At 71.8% G+C, this 17,769-nt stretch carries 17 protein-coding genes; 7 read left to right on the forward strand and 10 right to left on the reverse strand.

The genetic code is table 11. The features are described 5' to 3' along the window. Positions 1-75: 75 nt before the first annotated feature. Positions 76-1,794 carry a DAK2 domain-containing protein gene (locus IAG42_RS09795; protein ID WP_188336638.1) on the reverse strand — a complete coding sequence of 573 codons (1,719 nt, stop codon included), beginning with the start codon at positions 1,792-1,794 and terminating at the stop codon, positions 76-78. Between the two features lie 233 nt (positions 1,795-2,027). Here IAG42_RS09795 and rpmB point away from each other — a divergent pair, with 233 nt between their 5' ends. From rpmB to IAG42_RS09810, 3 genes are all read left to right on the forward strand, one after another. Continuing rightward, the gene (gene rpmB / locus IAG42_RS09800) at positions 2,028-2,213 is read left to right on the forward strand and encodes a 50S ribosomal protein L28 (RefSeq protein ID WP_015036441.1); all 186 of its coding nucleotides are present in this window, start codon (positions 2,028-2,030) and stop codon (positions 2,211-2,213) included. A 154-nt stretch (positions 2,214-2,367) separates the two neighbouring features. Beyond that, positions 2,368-5,379 carry a BTAD domain-containing putative transcriptional regulator gene (locus IAG42_RS09805; RefSeq protein WP_188336639.1) on the forward strand — a complete coding sequence of 1,004 codons (3,012 nt, stop codon included), beginning with the start codon at positions 2,368-2,370 and terminating at the stop codon, positions 5,377-5,379. 175 nt (positions 5,380-5,554) lie between these two features. After that, on the forward strand, positions 5,555-7,048 hold the full coding sequence (locus tag IAG42_RS09810; protein WP_223205924.1) for an FAD-dependent monooxygenase: 1,494 nt from the start codon (positions 5,555-5,557) through the stop codon (positions 7,046-7,048). Here the strand turns inward: IAG42_RS09810 and thiD are convergent. Together thiD and IAG42_RS09820 are read right to left on the reverse strand one after the other, a co-directional pair. Further along, positions 7,000-7,884: a bifunctional hydroxymethylpyrimidine kinase/phosphomethylpyrimidine kinase gene (thiD, locus tag IAG42_RS09815; RefSeq protein WP_188336640.1), complete on the reverse strand. Its 885-nt coding sequence runs from the start codon at positions 7,882-7,884 to the stop codon at positions 7,000-7,002. The genes IAG42_RS09810 and thiD overlap by 49 nt on opposite strands. Next, a complete protein-coding gene (locus IAG42_RS09820; protein ID WP_188336641.1) occupies positions 7,881-8,915 on the reverse strand; it encodes a thiamine-phosphate kinase in 1,035 nt (344 codons plus the stop codon). The genes thiD and IAG42_RS09820 overlap by 4 nt, the downstream gene beginning before the upstream one ends. 290 nt (positions 8,916-9,205) lie before the next feature. Here IAG42_RS09820 and IAG42_RS09825 point away from each other — a divergent pair, with 290 nt between their 5' ends. Both IAG42_RS09825 and IAG42_RS09830 read left to right on the forward strand, forming a co-directional pair. Next, entirely contained in the window at positions 9,206-9,439 is a 234-nt protein-coding gene (locus IAG42_RS09825; protein WP_188336642.1) for an Lrp/AsnC family transcriptional regulator, read from the forward strand. A 20-nt stretch (positions 9,440-9,459) separates the two neighbouring features. After that, on the forward strand, positions 9,460-9,957 hold the full coding sequence (locus IAG42_RS09830; protein ID WP_188336643.1) for a DUF3515 domain-containing protein: 498 nt from the start codon (positions 9,460-9,462) through the stop codon (positions 9,955-9,957). A gap of 239 nt (positions 9,958-10,196) precedes the next feature. Here the strand turns inward: IAG42_RS09830 and IAG42_RS09835 are convergent, their stop codons facing one another. The 3 genes from IAG42_RS09835 to IAG42_RS09845 are packed head-to-tail and all read right to left on the reverse strand — an operon-like array spanning position 10,197 to position 13,228. Then, entirely contained in the window at positions 10,197-11,375 is a 1,179-nt protein-coding gene (locus tag IAG42_RS09835) for a D-alanine--D-alanine ligase family protein (RefSeq protein ID WP_188336644.1), read from the reverse strand. 57 nt (positions 11,376-11,432) lie between these two features. Further along, entirely contained in the window at positions 11,433-12,443 is a 1,011-nt protein-coding gene (locus tag IAG42_RS09840; RefSeq protein WP_188336645.1) for an NAD(P)H-dependent glycerol-3-phosphate dehydrogenase, read from the reverse strand. Next, the gene (locus tag IAG42_RS09845; protein ID WP_188336646.1) at positions 12,440-13,228 is read right to left on the reverse strand and encodes a lysophospholipid acyltransferase family protein; all 789 of its coding nucleotides are present in this window, start codon (positions 13,226-13,228) and stop codon (positions 12,440-12,442) included. Before IAG42_RS09845 ends, IAG42_RS09840 begins: the two co-directional genes overlap by 4 nt. 183 nt (positions 13,229-13,411) lie before the next feature. Here IAG42_RS09845 and cofC point away from each other — a divergent pair, with 183 nt between their 5' ends. Together cofC and IAG42_RS09855 are read left to right on the forward strand one after the other, a co-directional pair. Beyond that, positions 13,412-14,047 carry a 2-phospho-L-lactate guanylyltransferase gene (gene cofC, locus IAG42_RS09850; RefSeq protein ID WP_188336647.1) on the forward strand — a complete coding sequence of 212 codons (636 nt, stop codon included), beginning with the start codon at positions 13,412-13,414 and terminating at the stop codon, positions 14,045-14,047. Between the two features lie 24 nt (positions 14,048-14,071). After that, a complete protein-coding gene (locus tag IAG42_RS09855; protein WP_188336648.1) occupies positions 14,072-14,275 on the forward strand; it encodes a hypothetical protein in 204 nt (67 codons plus the stop codon). 78 nt (positions 14,276-14,353) lie between these two features. On the opposite strand, the gene IAG42_RS09860 is transcribed toward IAG42_RS09855, so the two are convergent. From IAG42_RS09860 to leuC, 4 genes are all read right to left on the reverse strand, one after another. After that, the gene (locus IAG42_RS09860; RefSeq protein ID WP_188336649.1) at positions 14,354-15,040 is read right to left on the reverse strand and encodes an HU family DNA-binding protein; all 687 of its coding nucleotides are present in this window, start codon (positions 15,038-15,040) and stop codon (positions 14,354-14,356) included. A gap of 131 nt (positions 15,041-15,171) precedes the next feature. Then, positions 15,172-15,411: an SCO5555 family protein gene (locus IAG42_RS09865; protein ID WP_188336650.1), complete on the reverse strand. Its 240-nt coding sequence runs from the start codon at positions 15,409-15,411 to the stop codon at positions 15,172-15,174. Between the two features lie 309 nt (positions 15,412-15,720). Continuing rightward, positions 15,721-16,314, reverse strand: a complete 594-nt coding sequence (gene leuD, locus IAG42_RS09870) for a 3-isopropylmalate dehydratase small subunit (RefSeq protein WP_188336651.1) — start codon at positions 16,312-16,314, stop codon at positions 15,721-15,723. Between the two features lie 6 nt (positions 16,315-16,320). Next, positions 16,321-17,745, reverse strand: a complete 1,425-nt coding sequence (gene leuC, locus IAG42_RS09875) for a 3-isopropylmalate dehydratase large subunit (protein WP_188336652.1) — start codon at positions 17,743-17,745, stop codon at positions 16,321-16,323. Between the last annotated feature and the right edge of the window lie 24 nt (positions 17,746-17,769).

A 17,769-nucleotide genomic window follows, 5' to 3' on the forward strand; every position in this document is an offset into this window, starting at 1 on the left:
CCTCCGGTCCGGTCACCCGAGCGGCCGGACCGGAGACCGCGCACGACGGGGCCGCCGGCCGACGAGGAGAGGCCGCTACTCGACGCCGATGAGCAGCAGCGCCGACTGCCGGCCGCCCCGGTAGACGACCGTGTCGACGGCCAGGTAGGACTCACGGACGTGCTGTTCGAGGCTCTGGGCGACCTCGTCCGGGACCTCGTCGCCGAGCACCAGGGTGACGAGCTCCCCACCGGCCGCGAGCATCCGGTCCAGGACCGTGCGGGCGGTGGCCGGGACCTCGTGGCCGATGACGGCCACGTCGCCTTCGATGAGGCCCAGGACGTCGCCGGCCTGGCAGATCCCGGCCATGGTCCACGACTGCCGCTCCGCGACGGTCAGTTCGCCGTAGCGGGTCGCGCCGGCCGCCGAGGTCATCGCGACGACGTCCTCGTCGAAGCGCCGGTCGGGTTCGTGCACGGCGAGCGCGGCGATGCCCTGGACCGCGGACCGGGTCGGGATCAGGGCGACCCGTACGCCCTCGGAGCGGGCCTGTTCGGCCGCCGCGGCGGCGGTGTGGCGCAGCTCCGCGTCGTTCGGCAGCAGCACCACCTCGCGCGCGTGGGCGCGGCGGATCGCGTCGACGAGTTCCCCGCTGGCGGGAGGTTCGCCGGGCCGGTCCGGGACGGTGGTCGCGCCGGCCTCCGCGTAGAGCCCGGCCAGCCCGTCGCCGGGCACGACGGCCACGACGGCGCGCTGCGCCCGTTCCCTGGGCGGTGTGGCGCCGCCGCCCGTGTGCGCGTCCCCGAGGCCGAAGTGGGTGATGCGGATGCGGTACGGGCGGCCGGCCTCCACGCCCGCTTCCACGGCGGCGCCCGCGTCGTCGACGTGGACGTGCACGTTCCACAGGCCGTCTCCGCCGACGACCACCAGGGAGTCGCCGAGGGCGTCGAGCCGGGTGCGCAGTCGCGCGACGGCCCGGTCGTCGGCCTCCAGGAGGTAGATCACCTCGAAGGCGGGCCCCGCGCCCCCGTGCTCGTCGGGGCACTCGAGGGAGCCGCCCGCTTCTGCGGGGGCCTCGGGCACGGCCCTGGGTGCCTGCTTGTGCCGCGGCGCCGCTTCTCCGGAGACGGCCTGGCTGAGCGCTCCCAGGACGGTGACGAGCCCGCGCCCGCCCGCGTCCACCACACCTGCGGTGCGCAGGACGGCGAGCTGCTCCGGTGTCGCGTCGAGCGCCGCGCACGCGCCTTCATAGGCGGCGCGGACGACGGCCCCGCAGTCTCCCTCCACGAGCGCGGCGGCGTCCGCGGCGGCCCGTGCCACGGTCAGCACCGTGCCCTCCACAGGGTGGGCGACCGCGTCCCGCGCAGAGTCCGCGGCTCTACGGAGGGCGAGACGCAGCGCCCCCGCATCGGCCCCGGCCACGTGATCCCCGTCACCCGTACCGTCGTCGGCGAGGACCTGGGCCATGCCGCGCAGCAGCTGGGCGAGGATCGTCCCGGAGTTCCCCCGGGCACCGATCAGGGCGCCGTGCGCCATCGCGCGCACGACCTCGGCCAGCGTCGGACCGGCCGGTTCCGGACCGGTTCCGAGGCCCGCGAAGACGGCCTCGACGGCCTGATGCGCGGACTCGACGGTCAGGTAGAGATTGGTGCCGGTGTCCCCGTCCGCGACCGGATACACGTTGATCGCGTCGATCTCCGCACGGTCGCGCCCGAGCGCCTCCAGGGCGAGTGAGCACCAGGCGCGCACCGCGACGACGTCGAGCACATGCGGCACCTGCGGCACCTGCGCCTCCTTGAACAGCTGGACTGGCATCGCAGCGTAGACCCCGCCGGAGCGCTCGTCAGGAAGAGGGCCGGGTCCACCCGGCCGGAGCAGCCTCCCGGCAGGTCATGGTAGTTTCGTTCTACCGAAGCAGCCGTTGTATGCTGCTCCGGTTGCCCGATATCCGTCGGGCTATCCCCTGGCACCGCCACTCAGATCCTCCGATCTCGATCCCGGCATGCCGGGATCAACCGTAAGTGCATCTGAAGTCTTTGGAGTGACCCGTGGCTGCCAACTGCGACGTCTGCGGCAAGGGGCCGGGCTTCGGCAACAACATTTCGCACTCGCACCGCCGTACGCCCCGTCGCTGGAACCCGAACATCCAGCGCGTGCGTGCAGTGGTCGGTCGGACGCCGAAGCGGCTCAACGTCTGCACCTCGTGCATCAAGGCCGGCAAGGTCTCGCGCTGACGTAACGCGTAGCGCGGCCACCTCGCTGGTTGCTTGAGAAGCCGGTCCCCTCGGGGGCCGGCTTTTTCATGTCCGCACGCGGACGCGTCACCGGTCCGCGGCAAGATCCCCGATCTCCGGCCCGACTGTCGGTGGCGGCTGCGAGACTCTGCGCATGCGGTTCGGCATCCTCGGCCCTCTCGACGTGCGGGCCCCCGACGGAAGCCCTCTGGACCCCGGGGGGCCGCGTCCCCGTGCCCTGCTGACCCTGCTGCTGCTCGACGCGGGCCGGACCGTCTCCCCGGAGCGCCTGATCGACGGGCTCTACGGCGAGGACCCGCCGGCGAACGCGGCGAACGCGCTGCAGTCCCAGGTCTCGCGGCTGCGCAAGCGGCTGGACCTGAAGATCGAGACGGGGTCCGCCGGATACCGGCTCGTGACCGACCGTGACGCGGTGGACGTGCACCGTTTCGAGCGCCTCGCGCGCGAAGGCGGGCAGGCCCTGGCGACCGGCGACCACGCGCGTGCGGCTGCACTGCTCCGTGAAGGCCTCGCGCTGTGGCGCGGCCCCGCACCGGACGAGCTGCCGCGCCTGGAGGAGTTGCGGCTGACCGCCCTGCAGGACCGCATCGCCGCCGATCTCGCCCTGGGCTCGGGCCCTGACCTGATCGCCGAGATCCGTGAGCTGCTGGCCCGGCATCCGCTGAGCGAGCGGCTGTACGCCCTGCTGATGCGCGCGCTGCACGCGGCGGACCGTCCCGCGGAGGCGCTGGCCGCTTACGAGGAGGCGAGGAGCGTCCTCGCGGAGGAGCTCGGCGCCGACCCGTCGGCGGAGCTCTCGGCCCTCCACCTGGAGCTGCTGCAAGGACGGGAGCCGCAGCGTCAGCGGGGCGTGCCCGCGCAGCTGACGCGGTTCGTGGGGCGGGCCGAGGAGCTGGCCCGGATCGACGAGCTGCTGGCGGGGGCCCGGCTGGTCACGCTGACGGGGCCCGGTGGCGCGGGCAAGACGCGGCTGGCCATGGAGTCGGCCCGGTCCCGCCCGGACGTCTGCTACGTGGAGCTGGCCCCGCTCGCCGACGGCGCGCAGATCCCGTACGCCGTGCTGAGCGCACTCGGCGTCCGTGAAGGGCTGCGGGGGCCGCAGAGCGCGGACGCGACGGAGCGGTTGATCGCCGTGCTGGAGGAGCGGGAGGCGCTCCTGGTGTTCGACAACTGCGAGCACGTCGTGGAGGGCGCGGCCCGGGTGGCGGGGCTGCTGCTGGGCGCCTGCCCCGGAGTGCGGATCATGGCGACGAGCCGGGAGGCCCTGGGGATCACCGGCGAGGCGCTGTGTCCGGTGCCCCCACTGGCGGCGGGTCCGGCGGCTCAGCTGTTCCGGGACCGGGCGGCGGCCGTGCGTCCCGACTTCGACGCGGCCGCGGAGGACCCCGCGCGCGTGGCGGCGATCGACGGCATCTGCACGGCACTGGACGGACTCCCCCTGGCCATCGAGCTGGCCGCCGCCCGGCTGCGCACCCTGACGGTGGAGGAACTGGCCGAGCGCCTCGGCGACCGGTTCCGGGTCCTGTCGCGCGGTGACCGCACCAAGGCGCCCCGGCACCGCACCCTGCGCGCGGTCGTCGAGTGGAGCTGGGAGCTGCTCGACGACGAGGAGCGCGATCTGGCGTGCCGGCTGACGGTCTTCAGCGGGGGCGGGCTCTCCGGAGGCGCGACGCTGGACGCGGTGGAGGCCGTGTGCGGCATCGCGTACCCGGAGGATCTGCTGGCCTCGCTCGCCGAGAAGTCGTTCCTGGACGCGTCCGACGGGCGCTACGGGATGCTGGAGACGATCCGTGCCTTCTGCGCCGAGCAGTTGCCGGACGAGACGCTCGCCACGTTGAAGGACGCCCACGCCGCGTACTACCTGCGCCTCGCGGAGCGGGCCGAGCCCTTGCTGCGCGGCGCGGACCAACTGCCCTGGCTGAGCCGGCTCTCCGCCGAGCGCGGCGACCTGGACGCGGCGCTGCGTCACCTGGTGCGCAGCGCACCGGACGGCGGCCTGCGGCTGATGGCGGCCCTGTCCTGGTTCTGGCGGCTGCACGGCCTGGCCGGTCAGCGCGTCGCGCTCGCCCGCGACCTGCTGGACGCGGTGGGTCCGACACCGCCGCCCGGACTCGAGGAGGAGTACGCCCTGTGCGGGCTCAACGCGGTGACGGGTGACGAGGACGACGAGCTGCTCGCACGGGCGGACCGGGTCCTGGCCACGATCGACCGGCAGTTGCGGCTGCCCTTCACCGTGGTCCTGTGGACGCTGGCGGTCGGCCCCGAGCGGTCGCAGGACGAGCGGGTGCGCGCCCAGGTCGGCGACGACCCCTGGGGGCAGGCGCTGCTGGCCGTCGGACTCGGCTTCCAGGAGCAGTTCGCGGGCCGGCCCACGGCGTCCGAGGCCCTGTTCGCGCAGGCGCTGGAAGGCTTCCGGTCCTGCGGCGACCGCTGGGGCATGGCCAACTCCCTCGACCAGCTGGGCCTCTACGCGGACTGGCGCGGGGAGCGGGAGCGCGCCCTGGAGCTGATCGACGAGGCACTCGCCTTCGCGCGCGAACTGGCGGCGCCGGAGGAGACGGCGGATCTGCTGTGCAGGCGGGGCACGGTTCTGCTGCGCAGCGGACGGCACGCGGAGGCCGCGGTGGACTTCGCGCGGGCGGCCGAGCTGGCGCGCGGCATCGGAGCGCACGACAAGGTGGCCGGTGCCCACTGGGGTCTGGGCGACGCGGCCCGGCTCGCCGGGGACACGGCGGCGGCCCGCACCCACTACGAGTCCGCGCTCGAGACGAGCGCCCGGTCCTGGTACAGCGTCGGCCAGACCGTGCACATCTTCCTCGGCCTGGGCCGGACGGCGCTGGCCGAGGGACGCGTGGACGAGGCCGACGACTGGTTCCGCCAGGCCCGGGCGCTGTCGACCGGGGGCCAGACGCAAGAGCTCGAACTGGCGGAGGTGGCCGAGGCGCTGGCGTCCCGGGCGGCGGGGCCGGAGCAGGCGGCGACGCTGCTCGGCGCGGCTTCGGCGCTGCGCGGTCAGCTGATCGTGGACGACCCCGACGTGACGCCCGTCGAGCGGCGGATCCGGCGGCTGCTCGCCCCCGACACGTTCAAGAAAGCCTTCGAGCTCGGCAGCGCGCTGCGTGAGGCGGCATTGCGCGAGGCGTGAGGCCTGGCGCACGGCGCGGCGGGCCCGGGCCAGGCCGGGCCGGGCGGGCCGGGCGGGCCTGAGGCTCGATTCATGCGTCATCGACGGTCGGGTGCCGGACCGCGGTCAGCGGTCGGTAAGGCACGGTCAGTCGACGGTAAGCGAACGGTAAGCGCCGAATCGCAAGCTCGGTGACATGACGAAGCAGACGCACACGAACACTCGGACGACCACGACGACGACCGCCACCACGACCACCGGCACCGGCACCGACGCCCCGCACTCCCCTCTCTCCGCACCGCTGTCCCACCTCACCGTCCTGGTCTCCGGCGCCAGCATCGCGGGCCCGGCGATCGCCTTCTGGCTCTCCCGCCAGGGCGCCCGTGTCACGGTCGTCGAGAAGGCGCCGGCCCTGCGCGAGGGCGGCTTCGCCGTCGACTTCCGCGGGCACGTCCATCGCACCGTCCTCACCCGCATGGGCATCTGGGACGAGTTGCACCGGATCCAGACCGACATGGGCCGCCAGATCATCGTCGACGCGGACGACAGCGAGCGGGTCGACCTGCCCGCGCACCTGATGAGCGGCGACGTGGAGGTCTTCCGCGGCGATCTCTCCAAGCTGCTGTACGAGCGCACGAAGGACTCGGTGGAGTACGTCTTCGGCGACTCGATCGCCTCGATCGCCGAGACTCCGGCCGGGGTGGACGTCACCTTCGACCACGGCGCTCCCCGCACGGTCGACCTGGTGATCGGCGCGGACGGCCTGCACTCGAACACGCGACGGCTGGTGTTCGGCGACGAGTCCCGCTACCTGCGCTTCCTCGGGTACTACGTCGCAGGGTTCGACATGCCCAACCACCTGGGCCTGGACCGCACGGCGCGGTTGTACACGGAGCCAGGACGCACAGCGATGATCAACAACTACGACGGCGATCAGGAGCGGGCCGGCGCGGCCGTCGTGTTCCGTTCCGAGGAGCTGACCTACGACCGCAAGGACACCGCGGAGCAGAAGCGGATCGTCGCGGAGAAGCTGCGCGGGCTGGCCTGGCCGCACGTGGAGCGGATGCGCGAGGCGCTCGACCAGGCCGACGACCTGTACTTCGACGCCATCGCCCAGATCCACATCGACCGGTTGTCCAAGGGACGGGTGATCCTGCTCGGCGACGCCGGGCACGGGGCGACCATGGGCGGGATAGGCACCGGCACCGCGTTGGTGTCGGCCTATGTCCTGGCAGGTGAGCTGGTCGCTGCGCGCGGCGACCACCGCACGGCGTTCGCGGCCTTCGAGGCGGAGATCACGAAGTACGCGAAGGGCTGCCAGAAGACGTCCGGGAACGCGGGGCCGTTCCTGGCGCCGCCCACCGAGAAGAAGATACGCAGCCGCGACCGGGCGTACCGGATGCTCAGTTCACGCCTGCTGGCCGGTGTCTTCAAGCGCATCACGGAGAAGGCGGCGAGCAATCTGGCGCTTAAGGACTACGCCCTCTCCGCCGAGCCGTCCCCCGTGCGCGCGCCCGCCCCGGCACCGATCCGCACGCCGGTGCCGGCACCCACTCCGGTACCGGCATCCACTCCGGCAACGCCGACGGCTCCGGCTCCGGCTCCGGCTCCGGCTCCGGCTCCGGCTCCGGCGGCAACGACTCAGGCGTCCGCGCCGCGCCCCACGGGGGTGGACAGCCGCCACCCGTGATCCACGGGGCCGATCCCGCCGCCCAGAGGGAAGCCGGCGGCGATCGCCCCGGTCACGTACTCCTTGGCGGCCCGCACGGCCTCGGGCACCGACTGCCCCTTGGCCAGCTGCGCGGCGATCGCGGAGGCGAGGGTGCAGCCCGTGCCGTGGGTGTGCCGGTTGTCGAGGCGCGGGGCACGCAGCCAGTGCTCCTGCGCGCCGTCCGTCAGCAGATCGACCGCCTCGTCGGATCCCCCGGCGAGGCCCGTACCCGAAGAGGAGGCCTCATGACCCAGGTGTCCCCCCTTGATGACCACCCAGCGCGGCCCGTAGGCGAGCACGGCGTCGGCGGCGCGGCGCATCCCGTCCTCCGACTCGACATGGATCCCGGTGAGTTGGGCCACCTCGTCGAGGTTCGGGGTCGCCACCGTGGCGGTCGGCAGGAGCTGGGTGCGGACGGCGTCCAGGGCCGTCGCGGCGAGCAGCGAGTCACCGTGCTTGGACACGCCGACGGGGTCGACGACCACGGGCGCGTCCGTGCCCGCGAGCAAGTCGGCGACGCATTCGACGAGTTCGGGCGAGGCGAGCATGCCGGTCTTGACGGCCTGGACGCCGATGTCGTCGACGACGCTGCGGTACTGGGCGCGCACCGCGTCCACGGGGAGCTCCCAGGCCCCCTGGACGCCCAGCGAGTTCTGCGCGGTGACGGCGGTGATCACGCTCATGCCGTGGGTGCCGAGGGCGAGCATCGTCTTGAGGTCGGCCTGGATTCCGGCCCCGCCGCCGGAGTCCGACCCGGCGACGGTCAGGACGCGTACGGGGCCGGGGTGCGCCGGGGCCGCTTCGGAAGCGGTCACGACTCGATCTCCCCTCCGAAGCCGCCGAGGCCGCCGGAGCCGCCCGTACCGGCCTGGCCGCCGCCCGTGGCGGGGTCGTCGCCGAAGTGGTCCCAGCCGCCCTTGCTGGTCCAGGGGGCGCCGTCGACGGTCACCTGGGGCAGCGCGGAGGGGTTGAGGACCTCGCCGATGACCTTCCAGCGGGCGGGGAGCTTCACGTCGGGCGGGAAGGTGGCCACGATGGCGTGGTCCTCGCCTCCGGTGAGCACCCACTGCAGGGGGTCGACGCCGACGGCCTGGCCGATGTCGTTCATCTGCGAGGGGACGTCGACCTTGCCGGACTTGATGTCGATGCGGACCTTGCTGGCCTCCGCGATGTGGCCGAGGTCGGCGATGAGGCCGTCGCTGACGTCGCACATGGCGGTGGCGCCGAGGCCCGCCGCGGCGGGGCCCGCGTGGTACGGCGGCTCGGGGCGGCGGTGGGCCTCCACGAAGGCGCGCGGGGAGCGGAAGCCGCGGGACAGCACGGCGTACCCGGCGGCGGACCAGCCGAGCCAGCCGGTCACGGCCACGACGTCGCCGGGCTGCGCGCCGGCGCGGGTCACGGGCTCGTGGTTGCGCAGGTCGCCCAGTGCGGTGATGGCGACGGTGATGGTGTCGCCGCGGACGACGTCGCCGCCGACCACGGCGGCGCCGGCGACCTGGCACTCGTCGCGCAGGCCGTCCATCAGTTCCGACGGCCAGGAGGCGGGCAGCTCGGCGGGGACGACGAGCCCGAGCAGCAGCGCGGTGGGCACGGCGCCCATGGCGGCGATGTCGGCCAGGTTCTGGGCGGCGGCCTTGCGGCCCACGTCGTACGCGGTCGACCAGTCGCGCCGGAAGTGCCGGTTCTCCAGCAGGATGTCCGTGCTGGCGACGACGCGGCGGTCCGGCGCCGCGACCACGGCGGCGTCGTCGCCCGGCCCGACGCGGACGGCCGGGGTGGTGGTGAGCCGCGAGGTCAGTTCTCGGATGAGCCCGAACTCCCCCAGCTCGCCGACGGTGCCCTTCATGCGCGTACTGCCCCTTCCGCCCGGGTCCGCCGGCGGTCGACGGGGCACTGGGCCCCGGACCGCGCGAGGTCGCGGGCCGTCCTTGTCATGGGTACGGTTTCTGTCACGGGCTTGCCCGCTGTTTCCGTCACGGTTTCCGTCACGAGCCCGCCCTCTCGATCCCTGTGTGCTTGCCGCGCGTACACGGTGGGTACGCCACAGACGCCCCGGGTCTCCCCGCGAGGAGCGGCGACGCGGTACCGTGGCGTCCCTTCTCCCCACATGATCCTCGTGGTCGTCCTGGAGGTTCCGTGGTACAGGCGTACATCCTGATTCAGACCGAAGTGGGCAAGGCGTCGACTGTCGCCGAGCTGATCGGGAAGATTCCAGGAGTCATTCAGGCCGAGGATGTCACCGGCCCCTATGACGTCATCGTGCGGGCTCAGGCCGACACGGTCGACGATCTGGGACGCATGGTGGTCGCCAAGGTCCAGCAGGTGGAAGGCATCACCCGCACCCTGACCTGCCCGGTCGTCCACCTGTAGCCCCCGTCTACCCTGTGCCGGTGAACTCTTTCCGTCACCGGCGCCGTCTTCTCGTCGGGCTCCCCGCCCTGTCACTGCTGTTCGTCGCCGTTTCGGGCTGCGCTTCAATGGATGACACGCCCGAGGTGCCGGTTCCCAAGCCGGACGCGAAGGTCACCGGGTTGTGCCGGAATCTGCACGAACTGCTGCCGCAGAAGATCGACGGACTCGAGCGCAACGATCCCGAGCCGCGCTCCGAGCTGACCGCGGCCTGGGGAAGCCCGGCGATCATACTGCGCTGCGGCGTGGCGTGGCCTGACGCGGTCCTGAAGAAGGACAGCATGCCCGCGACGGTCGACGGGGTCGAGTGGATCGTCGAGGAGCTGCAGGACGGCTCGCAGCGGATGACGACGGGCTCGCGTCTGGCGTACGTCGAGGTGACGATACCCAAGGACCAGGTCGCACAGGGGGGCGCGGGCCCGCTGGTGGATCTGGCCACCCCCATCAAGAAGGCGATCCCCAAGGGAATCGCCGACTGAGCAGCACCCCCGGCCCACCGATACCCCGACAAGCCCCGATGAGATGCCGCACGAAGTGCGCATCTCAGGGGCGCGGGGAACTGCGCGCCAAGCCCCCACCACCCCGCGGACAAACACGAACCCGACAGGCACCGGCCACCCCACTGGCACCGGCCGCCCGATCAGCGCGGCGCGGGGCACCAAGATGTGCGGGCCGGCGACAGTCGCCGGCCCGCACACCCCGAAAACCGGCCGGAGGCCTACCGCAGACCCGTCGAGCGGCGCAGGGCCGCTTCGAGGAGGCGGTCGACGAGCTCCGGGTAGCTGACGCCGGACTCCTGCCACATCCGCGGATACATGGAGATCGGCGTGAAGCCGGGCAGGGTGTTGATCTCGTTGATGACGAACTCGCCGTCCTCGGTGAGGAAGAAGTCCGCGCGGACGATCCCCTCGCAGGACACGGCGTCGAACGCGGCGACGGCAAGGCGCTGGACCTCGGCGGTCTCCTCGTCGGTCAGCGGCGCGGGCACGATGCCGGCCGCCGAGTCGATGTACTTGGCCTCGAAGTCGTAGAAGTCGTGCGACTGGACCGGCGGGATCTCGGCGGGGACCGAGGCGCGCGGGCCGTCCTCGAACTCGAGGACGCCGCACTCGATCTCGCGGCCGACGAGCCCCGCCTCGACGATGACCTTGGGGTCGTGGGCGCGAGCGGTCTCGATGGCCTCGTCGAGCCCGTCGAAGGAGTCGATCTTGGTGATGCCGATCGAGGAGCCGGCGCGGGCGGGCTTGATGAACAGCGGCCAGCCCTGCTCGCCCACGAAGTCGGCGATGCGGCGGCGGGCGCCCTCCTGGTCGTTCTCCCACTCGCGCGGGCGGATCACCAGGTAGGGGCCGACCTTGAGGCCGAAGGAGGTGAAGATGCGCTTCATGTACTCCTTGTCCTGGCCGACGGCCGAGGAGAGCACACCACAGCCGACGTACGGGGTACCGGACAGGTCCAGGAGGCCCTGGATCGTGCCGTCCTCGCCGTAGGGGCCGTGCAGCACGGGAAAGACCACGTCGACGTCGCCGAGGACCTTGGGCACGGAGCCCGGCTCGTTGTAGACGACCTCGCGGGAGGCCGGGTCGACGGGGAGGACCACGCCGCCCTCGGGCGACTCGGCCAGGTCGGCGACGTCCGGGACCTTGCGGTCGGCGATGGCCATCCGCTCCGGGTCGTCCGAGGTCAGCGCCCAGCGGCCCTCGCGCGTGATGCCGATGGGCAGCACGTCGTACTTGGACCGGTCGATGGCGCGCAGCACGGCGCCCGCCGTGACGACGGAGACACCGTGCTCGGAGCTGCGGCCGCCGAAGACGACGGCCACGCGCGGCTTCTGCCCGCTCGACGAAGCGCCCGACAGGGCGGATGCGGGGCTCTGGGGGAGGTTCTCGCTGCTCATATCGCGTTGAGCGTACCTGCTGGTAGTTCGAGAGTCAGCGCCCGCAACGGGCGTCGCTCAGCGTCGTTCGGGCTTGGCGGAGCGCGACATGAGCTCCTTCAGGGCGACGACCGGCGGCTTCCCCTCGTGGACGATACCGACGACGGTCTCCGTGATGGGCATGTCGACGCCGTGGCGGCGCGCCAGGTCGAGGACGGACTCGCAGGACTTGACGCCCTCGGCGGTCTGCTTGGTGACCGCGATGGTCTCCTCGAGGGTCATGCCCTTGCCGAGGTTGGTGCCGAAGGTGTGGTTGCGCGAGAGCGGCGAGGAGCAGGTGGCGACGAGGTCACCGAGGCCCGCGAGCCCGGAGAAGGTCAGCGGGTCGGCGCCCAGCGCGACACCGAGGCGCGCGGTCTCGGCGAGTCCGCGAGTGATCAGCGAGCCCTTGGTGTTGTCGCCGAGGCCCATGCCGTCGGCGATGCCGACGGCGAGCCCGATGACGTTCTTGACGGCGCCGCCGAGCTCGCAGCCGACCACGTCCGTCTCGGTGTAGGGCCGGAAGTACGGGGTGTGGCAGGCGACTTGGAGACGCTGTGCGACCGCTTCGTCACGGCAGGCGACGACCGCGGCGGCCGGCTGACGGGCGGCGATCTCGCGGGCGAGGTTGGGGCCGGTGACGATCGCGATGCGGTCCTCGCCGACCTTGGTGACGTCCTCGATGACCTCGCTCATCCGCATGGCGGAGCCCAGCTCGACGCCCTTCATCAGCGAGACGAGGACGGTGTCGGGGGCGAGGAGCGGCGTCCAGGCGGCGAGGTTGCCGCGCAGGGTCTGCGAGGGCACCGCGAGGACGGTGAAGTCGGCTCCGGCGGCCGCCTCGGCGGCGTCGGTGGTCGCCCGCAGGTTCTCGGGGAGCTCGACGCCGGGCAGGTAATCCGGGTTGGTCCGCGTGGAGTTGACGGCTTCGGCGAGCTCGGCGCGGCGGCCCCACAGGGTGACGTCGCACCCGGCGTCGGCGAGCACCATGCCGAAGGCCGTGCCCCACGAGCCGGTGCCGAAGACGGCGGCCTTCACGGGTCGGGTCACTTCTCGCTCTCCTTGACGGCACGGCCGGACGCGGACGCCGAACCCTCGTTGTCCGCCTGCGACTTGCGGCGCTGCTCGATGCGCGCCTCACGCGGGTCGAAACGCTTCTCCGGGGCGGGCTCCCCGCGCAGCTCCGCGACGAGGGAGGTGATCGCGACCATGATGGTCTCGGTGGCCTCCTTCAGGAGCTCGGGCGTGATCTCCCGGTCGTAGTAGGCGGAGAGATCGACGGGCTCGCCGGCCAGCACGTGGTGCGTCTTGCGCGGGAAGAAATGCGGCTTCTTCGCGTACGGGGCGAGGGCCTCGGTGGCACCCCACTGGCCGACGGGGACGACGGGGCATTTCGTCTGCAGGGCCACGCGGGCGACGCCGGTCTTGCCGATCATCGGCCACAGTTCGGGATCCCGGGTGAGGGTGCCCTCGGGATAGAAGGCGACGCACTCACCGCGCTCCACGGCGTCGATCGCGGCGCGGAAGGCACTCAGCGCGTTCGTCGTCTCGCGGTACACGGGAATCTGTCCGGTGCCACGCATCGCGGCGCCCACGAACCCCTTCTTGAAGAGGCCGTGCTTCGCAAGGAATCGCGGGACTCGTCCGGTGTTGTACTGGAAATGGGCGTACAGGAACGGGTCCAGATGGGAATTGTGGTTGACCGCGGTGATAAATCCGCCGTCCGCCGGAATGTGCTCCATTCCGCGCCAGTCCCGCTTGAACAGAACGACCAGTGGTGGTTTGCAGAGGACCGCGGCGAAGCGGTACCAGAAGCCGATTCTGCGGCGGGACACTCGGACACCTTCCTCTAGGACCTGGCAGGCGGTACCTGTCCGGGCCGCACAAGTGTCGCCCCAGGCCACCGGTCTGTCGAGAACACCGTACGCCCCCCTCTGTCGCGCCACCGCCCTTGTGCGGACCTGTGCGCACCAGCGCTTTTCATCCACCACACCTCGCGCACAGGTCACAATGGGCGGGTGCAGTGGACCCTGGTGATACCGCTGAAACCCCTGATGCGGGCCAAGAGCAGGCTGGCGCCCGCCGCCGGGGACGTCCTGCGGCCCGGTCTGGCGCTCGCGTTCGCCCAGGACACGGTCGCCGCGGCGACGGCCTGCGCGGGGGTCGGGGATGTGGTGGTCGTCACGGACGACGGGCGGGCCGGGGCCGCGCTCGGGGCGCTCGGGGCCCGCATCGTGCCGGACTCCCCCGGCGCCGGGCTCAACGCCGCGCTGGCGCACGGGGCCGCCGCCGTGCGCTCCCGGCGCCCCACCACGCCGGTCGCGGCGCTCAACGCGGATCTGCCCGCACTGCGCCCCGCCGAATTGGCGGCGGTGCTCGCCGCGGCCTCCGCTTTTCCGCGGGCCTTTCTGCCGGATGCCGCCGGAATCGGTACGACGTTCCTGGCCGCGGGACCGGGAAGGGAATTGCGGCCCGCATTCGGTGGTGCGTCGCGCGCCCGGCACACGGCCTCGGGGGCGGTGGAACTTCCGTCGGCGGGGGTCGCTTCCGTGCGCCAGGACGTGGACACGGGCGAGGATCTGCGGGCCGCGCTGGCGCTCGGCGTGGGCCCGCACACGGCCCGGGCCACCGCCGGACTGCTGCTCGTGGACTGATCGCGCACTGAGTACGCTGCGGGTATGCAGGCCACCGCGTACACGTACGACTCCGAGTCCCGTTCCGGCAGCGTCCTTCTGGACGACGGCACCCCGGTGTCCTTCGACGCCGCCGCGTTCGACGCGGGCGGCCTGCGGCTGCTGCGTCCCGGGCAGCGGGTGCGCATCGAGACGGAGGGCGAGGGCGAGGCCCGCCGTATCGTGCTGGTGACTCTGCAGACCTTCTGAGCAGCGAAAACGCCGCGGGCCGGACTCCCCTGACGGAGTCCGGCCCGGCGTGTGAGCAGCCCTGGGTGGCGTCGGCCCTTACTTCTTGCGGGCGGTCGCCTTCTTGGCGGTCGTCTTGCGCGCCGTCGACTTCTTGGCGGGCGCCTTCTTGGCCGTGGCCTTCTTGGCGGGCGCCGTCTTCTTGGCGGTGGCGGCCTTCTTGGCCGGGGTCGCCTTCTTGGCGGTCGTCTTCTTCGCGGCGGCGGTCGTCTTCTTGGCGGTCGCCGTGGTCTTCTTGGCGGTCGTCTTCTTCGCCGTCGTCTTCTTGGCGGTGGCTGCCTTCTTCGCGGCGGCCGTCGTCTTCTTCGCCGGCGTCGCCTTCTTGGCCGCCGCCTTCTTCGCGGCCGCGGTGGTCTTCTTGGCCGCGGCCTTCTTGACCGTCGCCGAAGCGCCGCCGGTCAGGCTGCCCTTGGGCGCCTTCTTGACCGCGACATCGTTCTTCGGGAGCTTCTTCGAACCCGCGACGAGGTCCTTGAAGCCCTGGCCCGCGCGGAACCGGGGCACGGACGTCTTCTTGACCCGGACGCGCTCACCCGTCTGCGGGTTACGGGCGTACCGGGCGGGGCGGTCGACCTTCTCGAACGAACCGAAACCGGTGACCGAGACGCGGTCGCCGGCGACCACGGCACGGACGATGGCGTCGAGTACGGCGTCCACGGCGTCAGCGGCCTGCTGACGGCCGCCCACCTTGTCGGCAATCGCTTCTACGAGCTGCGCCTTGTTCACGTCTTCCCCTTCGGAGACATTGCCGGAACGAATCTCTTTCGGCCCGGCTTTTCGCACGTTAGGCAGATATATACCGCAAATCAAACGCGAAACGGGCTAATCACCCTTGTGCCGCAACGGACTCGACTGCCTCAGAGTTCTTCTTCGGTGGACGAACCCTCTTCGAAGTCGTCGAGGTCCGCCATGAATCGCTCCAGCCGCCTTGCCGCTCCGGCGAGATCGTGTTTGGCCGCGGCCGTAATGACCAGCAGCTTCCGGGTCAGCGCCATCCGTACGCCCTCCGGGACTTGCAGTGCGCGCACTCGGGAGTGCGCTTCCTTGAGCTGGTCCGCGACCGCCGTGTACAGCTGGAGTTGGCCGTCGTGTCCCATGCACAGATTGTGCCATCTGGGGCGAGTTGTCGCCTCCGCAGGGGGTAACTCCCGCGCCACGAGGGGCTTCTGGGTCCTCCGGACGGCCCATCGCCGGATAGCCCGCCCGAACCTCCGTTTTCGCCGAACAGCCTTGCTATTAAGGGGAGTTGAGCCCCACCACGGAGCCCTCCGGGGCCCCGTGGAGGGCTCCTGGGGCCGGACATGGAAGTACCCCCAACCGATGCTCGATTGGGGGTACGGGGCCCTTCGGAAGTGGCCTGAATATGCCTTGCCCGGCAGCGGATCAGTCCGCCGCCGGGCCCGGGATCAGCTCTGGAGGGTCTGCGGCTTGAAGGAGGGGCGCTTCGCCTCGTAGGCGGCGATGTCCTGCTCGTTCTGCAGCGTGATGCTGATGTCGTCCAGACCGTTCAGCAGGCGCCAGCGGGAGTTCTCGTCGAGCTCGAAGGGGGCGGTGACGCCCTCGGCGCGCACCTCGCGGGCCTCGAGGTCGACCGTGATCTCGGCCTGGGGGTCCTTCTCGACCAGTTCCCAGAGCTGGTCGACGACCTTCTGGTCCAGGACGACGGTCAGCAGACCGTTCTTCAGCGAGTTCCCGCGGAAGATGTCGGCGAAGCGGGAGGAGATGACGGTCTTGAAACCGTAGTTCTGCAGCGCCCACACGGCGTGCTCGCGGGAGGAGCCGGTGCCGAAGTCGGGCCCGGCGACCAGGACGGTGGCGCCCTCGCGCTCCGGCCGGTTCAGCACGAACTCGGGGTCCTTGCGCCAGGCCTCGAACAGCCCGTCCTCGAAACCGTCCCGCGTGACCTTCTTGAGCCAGTGAGCAGGGATGATCTGGTCGGTGTCGACGTTGCTGCGGCGCAGCGGGACGGCCCGGCCGGTGTGCGTGGTGAATGCTTCCATGACTGATCAGACTCCAGCGGCGACGGGGGCGTCGGACAGGTCGGCGGGCGAGGCCAGGTGGCCCAGCACGGCGGTGGCGGCGGCGACCTGGGGCGAGACCAGATGCGTACGGCCGCCCTTGCCCTGCCGGCCCTCGAAGTTGCGGTTGGACGTGGACGCGGAGCGCTCGCCGGGCGCGAGTTGGTCCGGGTTCATGCCCAGGCACATGGAGCAGCCCGCGTGCCGCCACTCGGCGCCGGCCTCCTTGAAGACCTTGTCCAGGCCCTCGGAGACGGCCTGCAGACCGACCCGCGCGGAGCCGGGAACGATCAGCGCGCGCACACCGTCGGCGACCTTGCGGCCCTTGAGGATCTCGGCGGCGGCCCGCAGGTCCTCGATGCGGCCGTTGGTGCAGGAGCCTACGAATACGGTGTCGACCTTGATGTCGCGCAGCGGCTGGCCGGCCTCCAACCCCATGTACTCCAGGGCCTTTTCGGCGGCCAGGCGCTCCGAGGCGTCTTCGTACGAAGCGGGGTCGGGGACGTTCGCCGAAAGCGGGGCGCCCTGGCCCGGGTTGGTGCCCCAGGTGACGAACGGGGACAGCTCGTCGGCCTTGATGACGACCTCGGCGTCGAAGACCGCGTCGTCGTCCGACTTCAGCGTCTTCCAGTAGGCGACCGCGGCGTCCCAGTCCTCGCCCTTGGGGGCGTGCTCGCGGCCCTCCAGGTAGGCGAAGGTGGTCTCGTCGGGGGCGATCATGCCCGCGCGGGCGCCGGCCTCGATCGACATGTTGCAGATGGTCATGCGGGCTTCCATCGACAGTTTCTCGATGGCGGAGCCGCGGTACTCCAGGACGTAGCCCTGGCCGCCGCCGGTGCCGATGCGGGCGATGATCGCCAGGATCAGGTCCTTGGCGGTGACGCCCTCGGGCAGCTCGCCCTCGACCGTGATGGCCATGGTCTTGGGGCGGGCCATCGGCAGCGTCTGGGTGGCCAGCACGTGCTCGACCTGCGAGGTGCCGATGCCGAAGGCCAGACCGCCGAACGCGCCGTGCGTGGAGGTGTGGGAGTCACCGCACACGACCGTCATGCCGGGCTGGGTCAGACCCAGCTGCGGGCCGACGACGTGCACGACGCCCTGCTCGACGTCGCCCAGGGAGTGCAGGCGCACGCCGAACTCCGCGGCGTTCTTGCGCAGCGTCTCCAGCTGGACCCGGGAGACCGGGTCGGCGATCGGCTTGTCGATGTCGAGGGTCGGGGTGTTGTGATCCTCGGTCGCGATGGTGAGGTCGAGCCGCCGCACCTGGCGGCCGCTCTTGCGGAGGCCGTCGAAGGCCTGCGGGCTGGTCACCTCGTGCAGCAGGTGCAGATCGATGAAGAGGAGGTCGGGCTCGCCCTCGGCGCGCCGGACGACGTGGTCGTCCCAGACCTTCTCCGCGAGTGTCCTACCCATCGCTTTCCCTCCGGCCGGCTCGGT

This window comes from Streptomyces xanthii (assembly GCF_014621695.1).
Lineage (GTDB): Bacteria > Actinomycetota > Actinomycetes > Streptomycetales > Streptomycetaceae > Streptomyces > Streptomyces xanthii.

Coding starts and splice junctions, on each gene's coding strand:
- IAG42_RS09795 (WP_188336638.1), bottom strand. CDS start 1,794: ATGCCAGTCCAGCTGTTCAAGGAGGCGCAGGTGCCGCAGGTGCCGCAT.
- IAG42_RS09805 (WP_188336639.1), top strand. CDS start 2,368: ATGCGGTTCGGCATCCTCGGCCCTCTCGACGTGCGGGCCCCCGACGGA.
- IAG42_RS09810 (WP_223205924.1), top strand. CDS start 5,555: ATGACGAAGCAGACGCACACGAACACTCGGACGACCACGACGACGACC.
- IAG42_RS09820 (WP_188336641.1), bottom strand. CDS start 8,915: ATGAAGGGCACCGTCGGCGAGCTGGGGGAGTTCGGGCTCATCCGAGAA.
- IAG42_RS09835 (WP_188336644.1), bottom strand. CDS start 11,375: ATGAGCAGCGAGAACCTCCCCCAGAGCCCCGCATCCGCCCTGTCGGGC.
- IAG42_RS09855 (WP_188336648.1), top strand. CDS start 14,072: ATGCAGGCCACCGCGTACACGTACGACTCCGAGTCCCGTTCCGGCAGC.
- IAG42_RS09865 (WP_188336650.1), bottom strand. CDS start 15,411: ATGGGACACGACGGCCAACTCCAGCTGTACACGGCGGTCGCGGACCAG.
- leuD (WP_188336651.1), bottom strand. CDS start 16,314: ATGGAAGCATTCACCACGCACACCGGCCGGGCCGTCCCGCTGCGCCGC.
- leuC (WP_188336652.1), bottom strand. CDS start 17,745: ATGGGTAGGACACTCGCGGAGAAGGTCTGGGACGACCACGTCGTCCGG.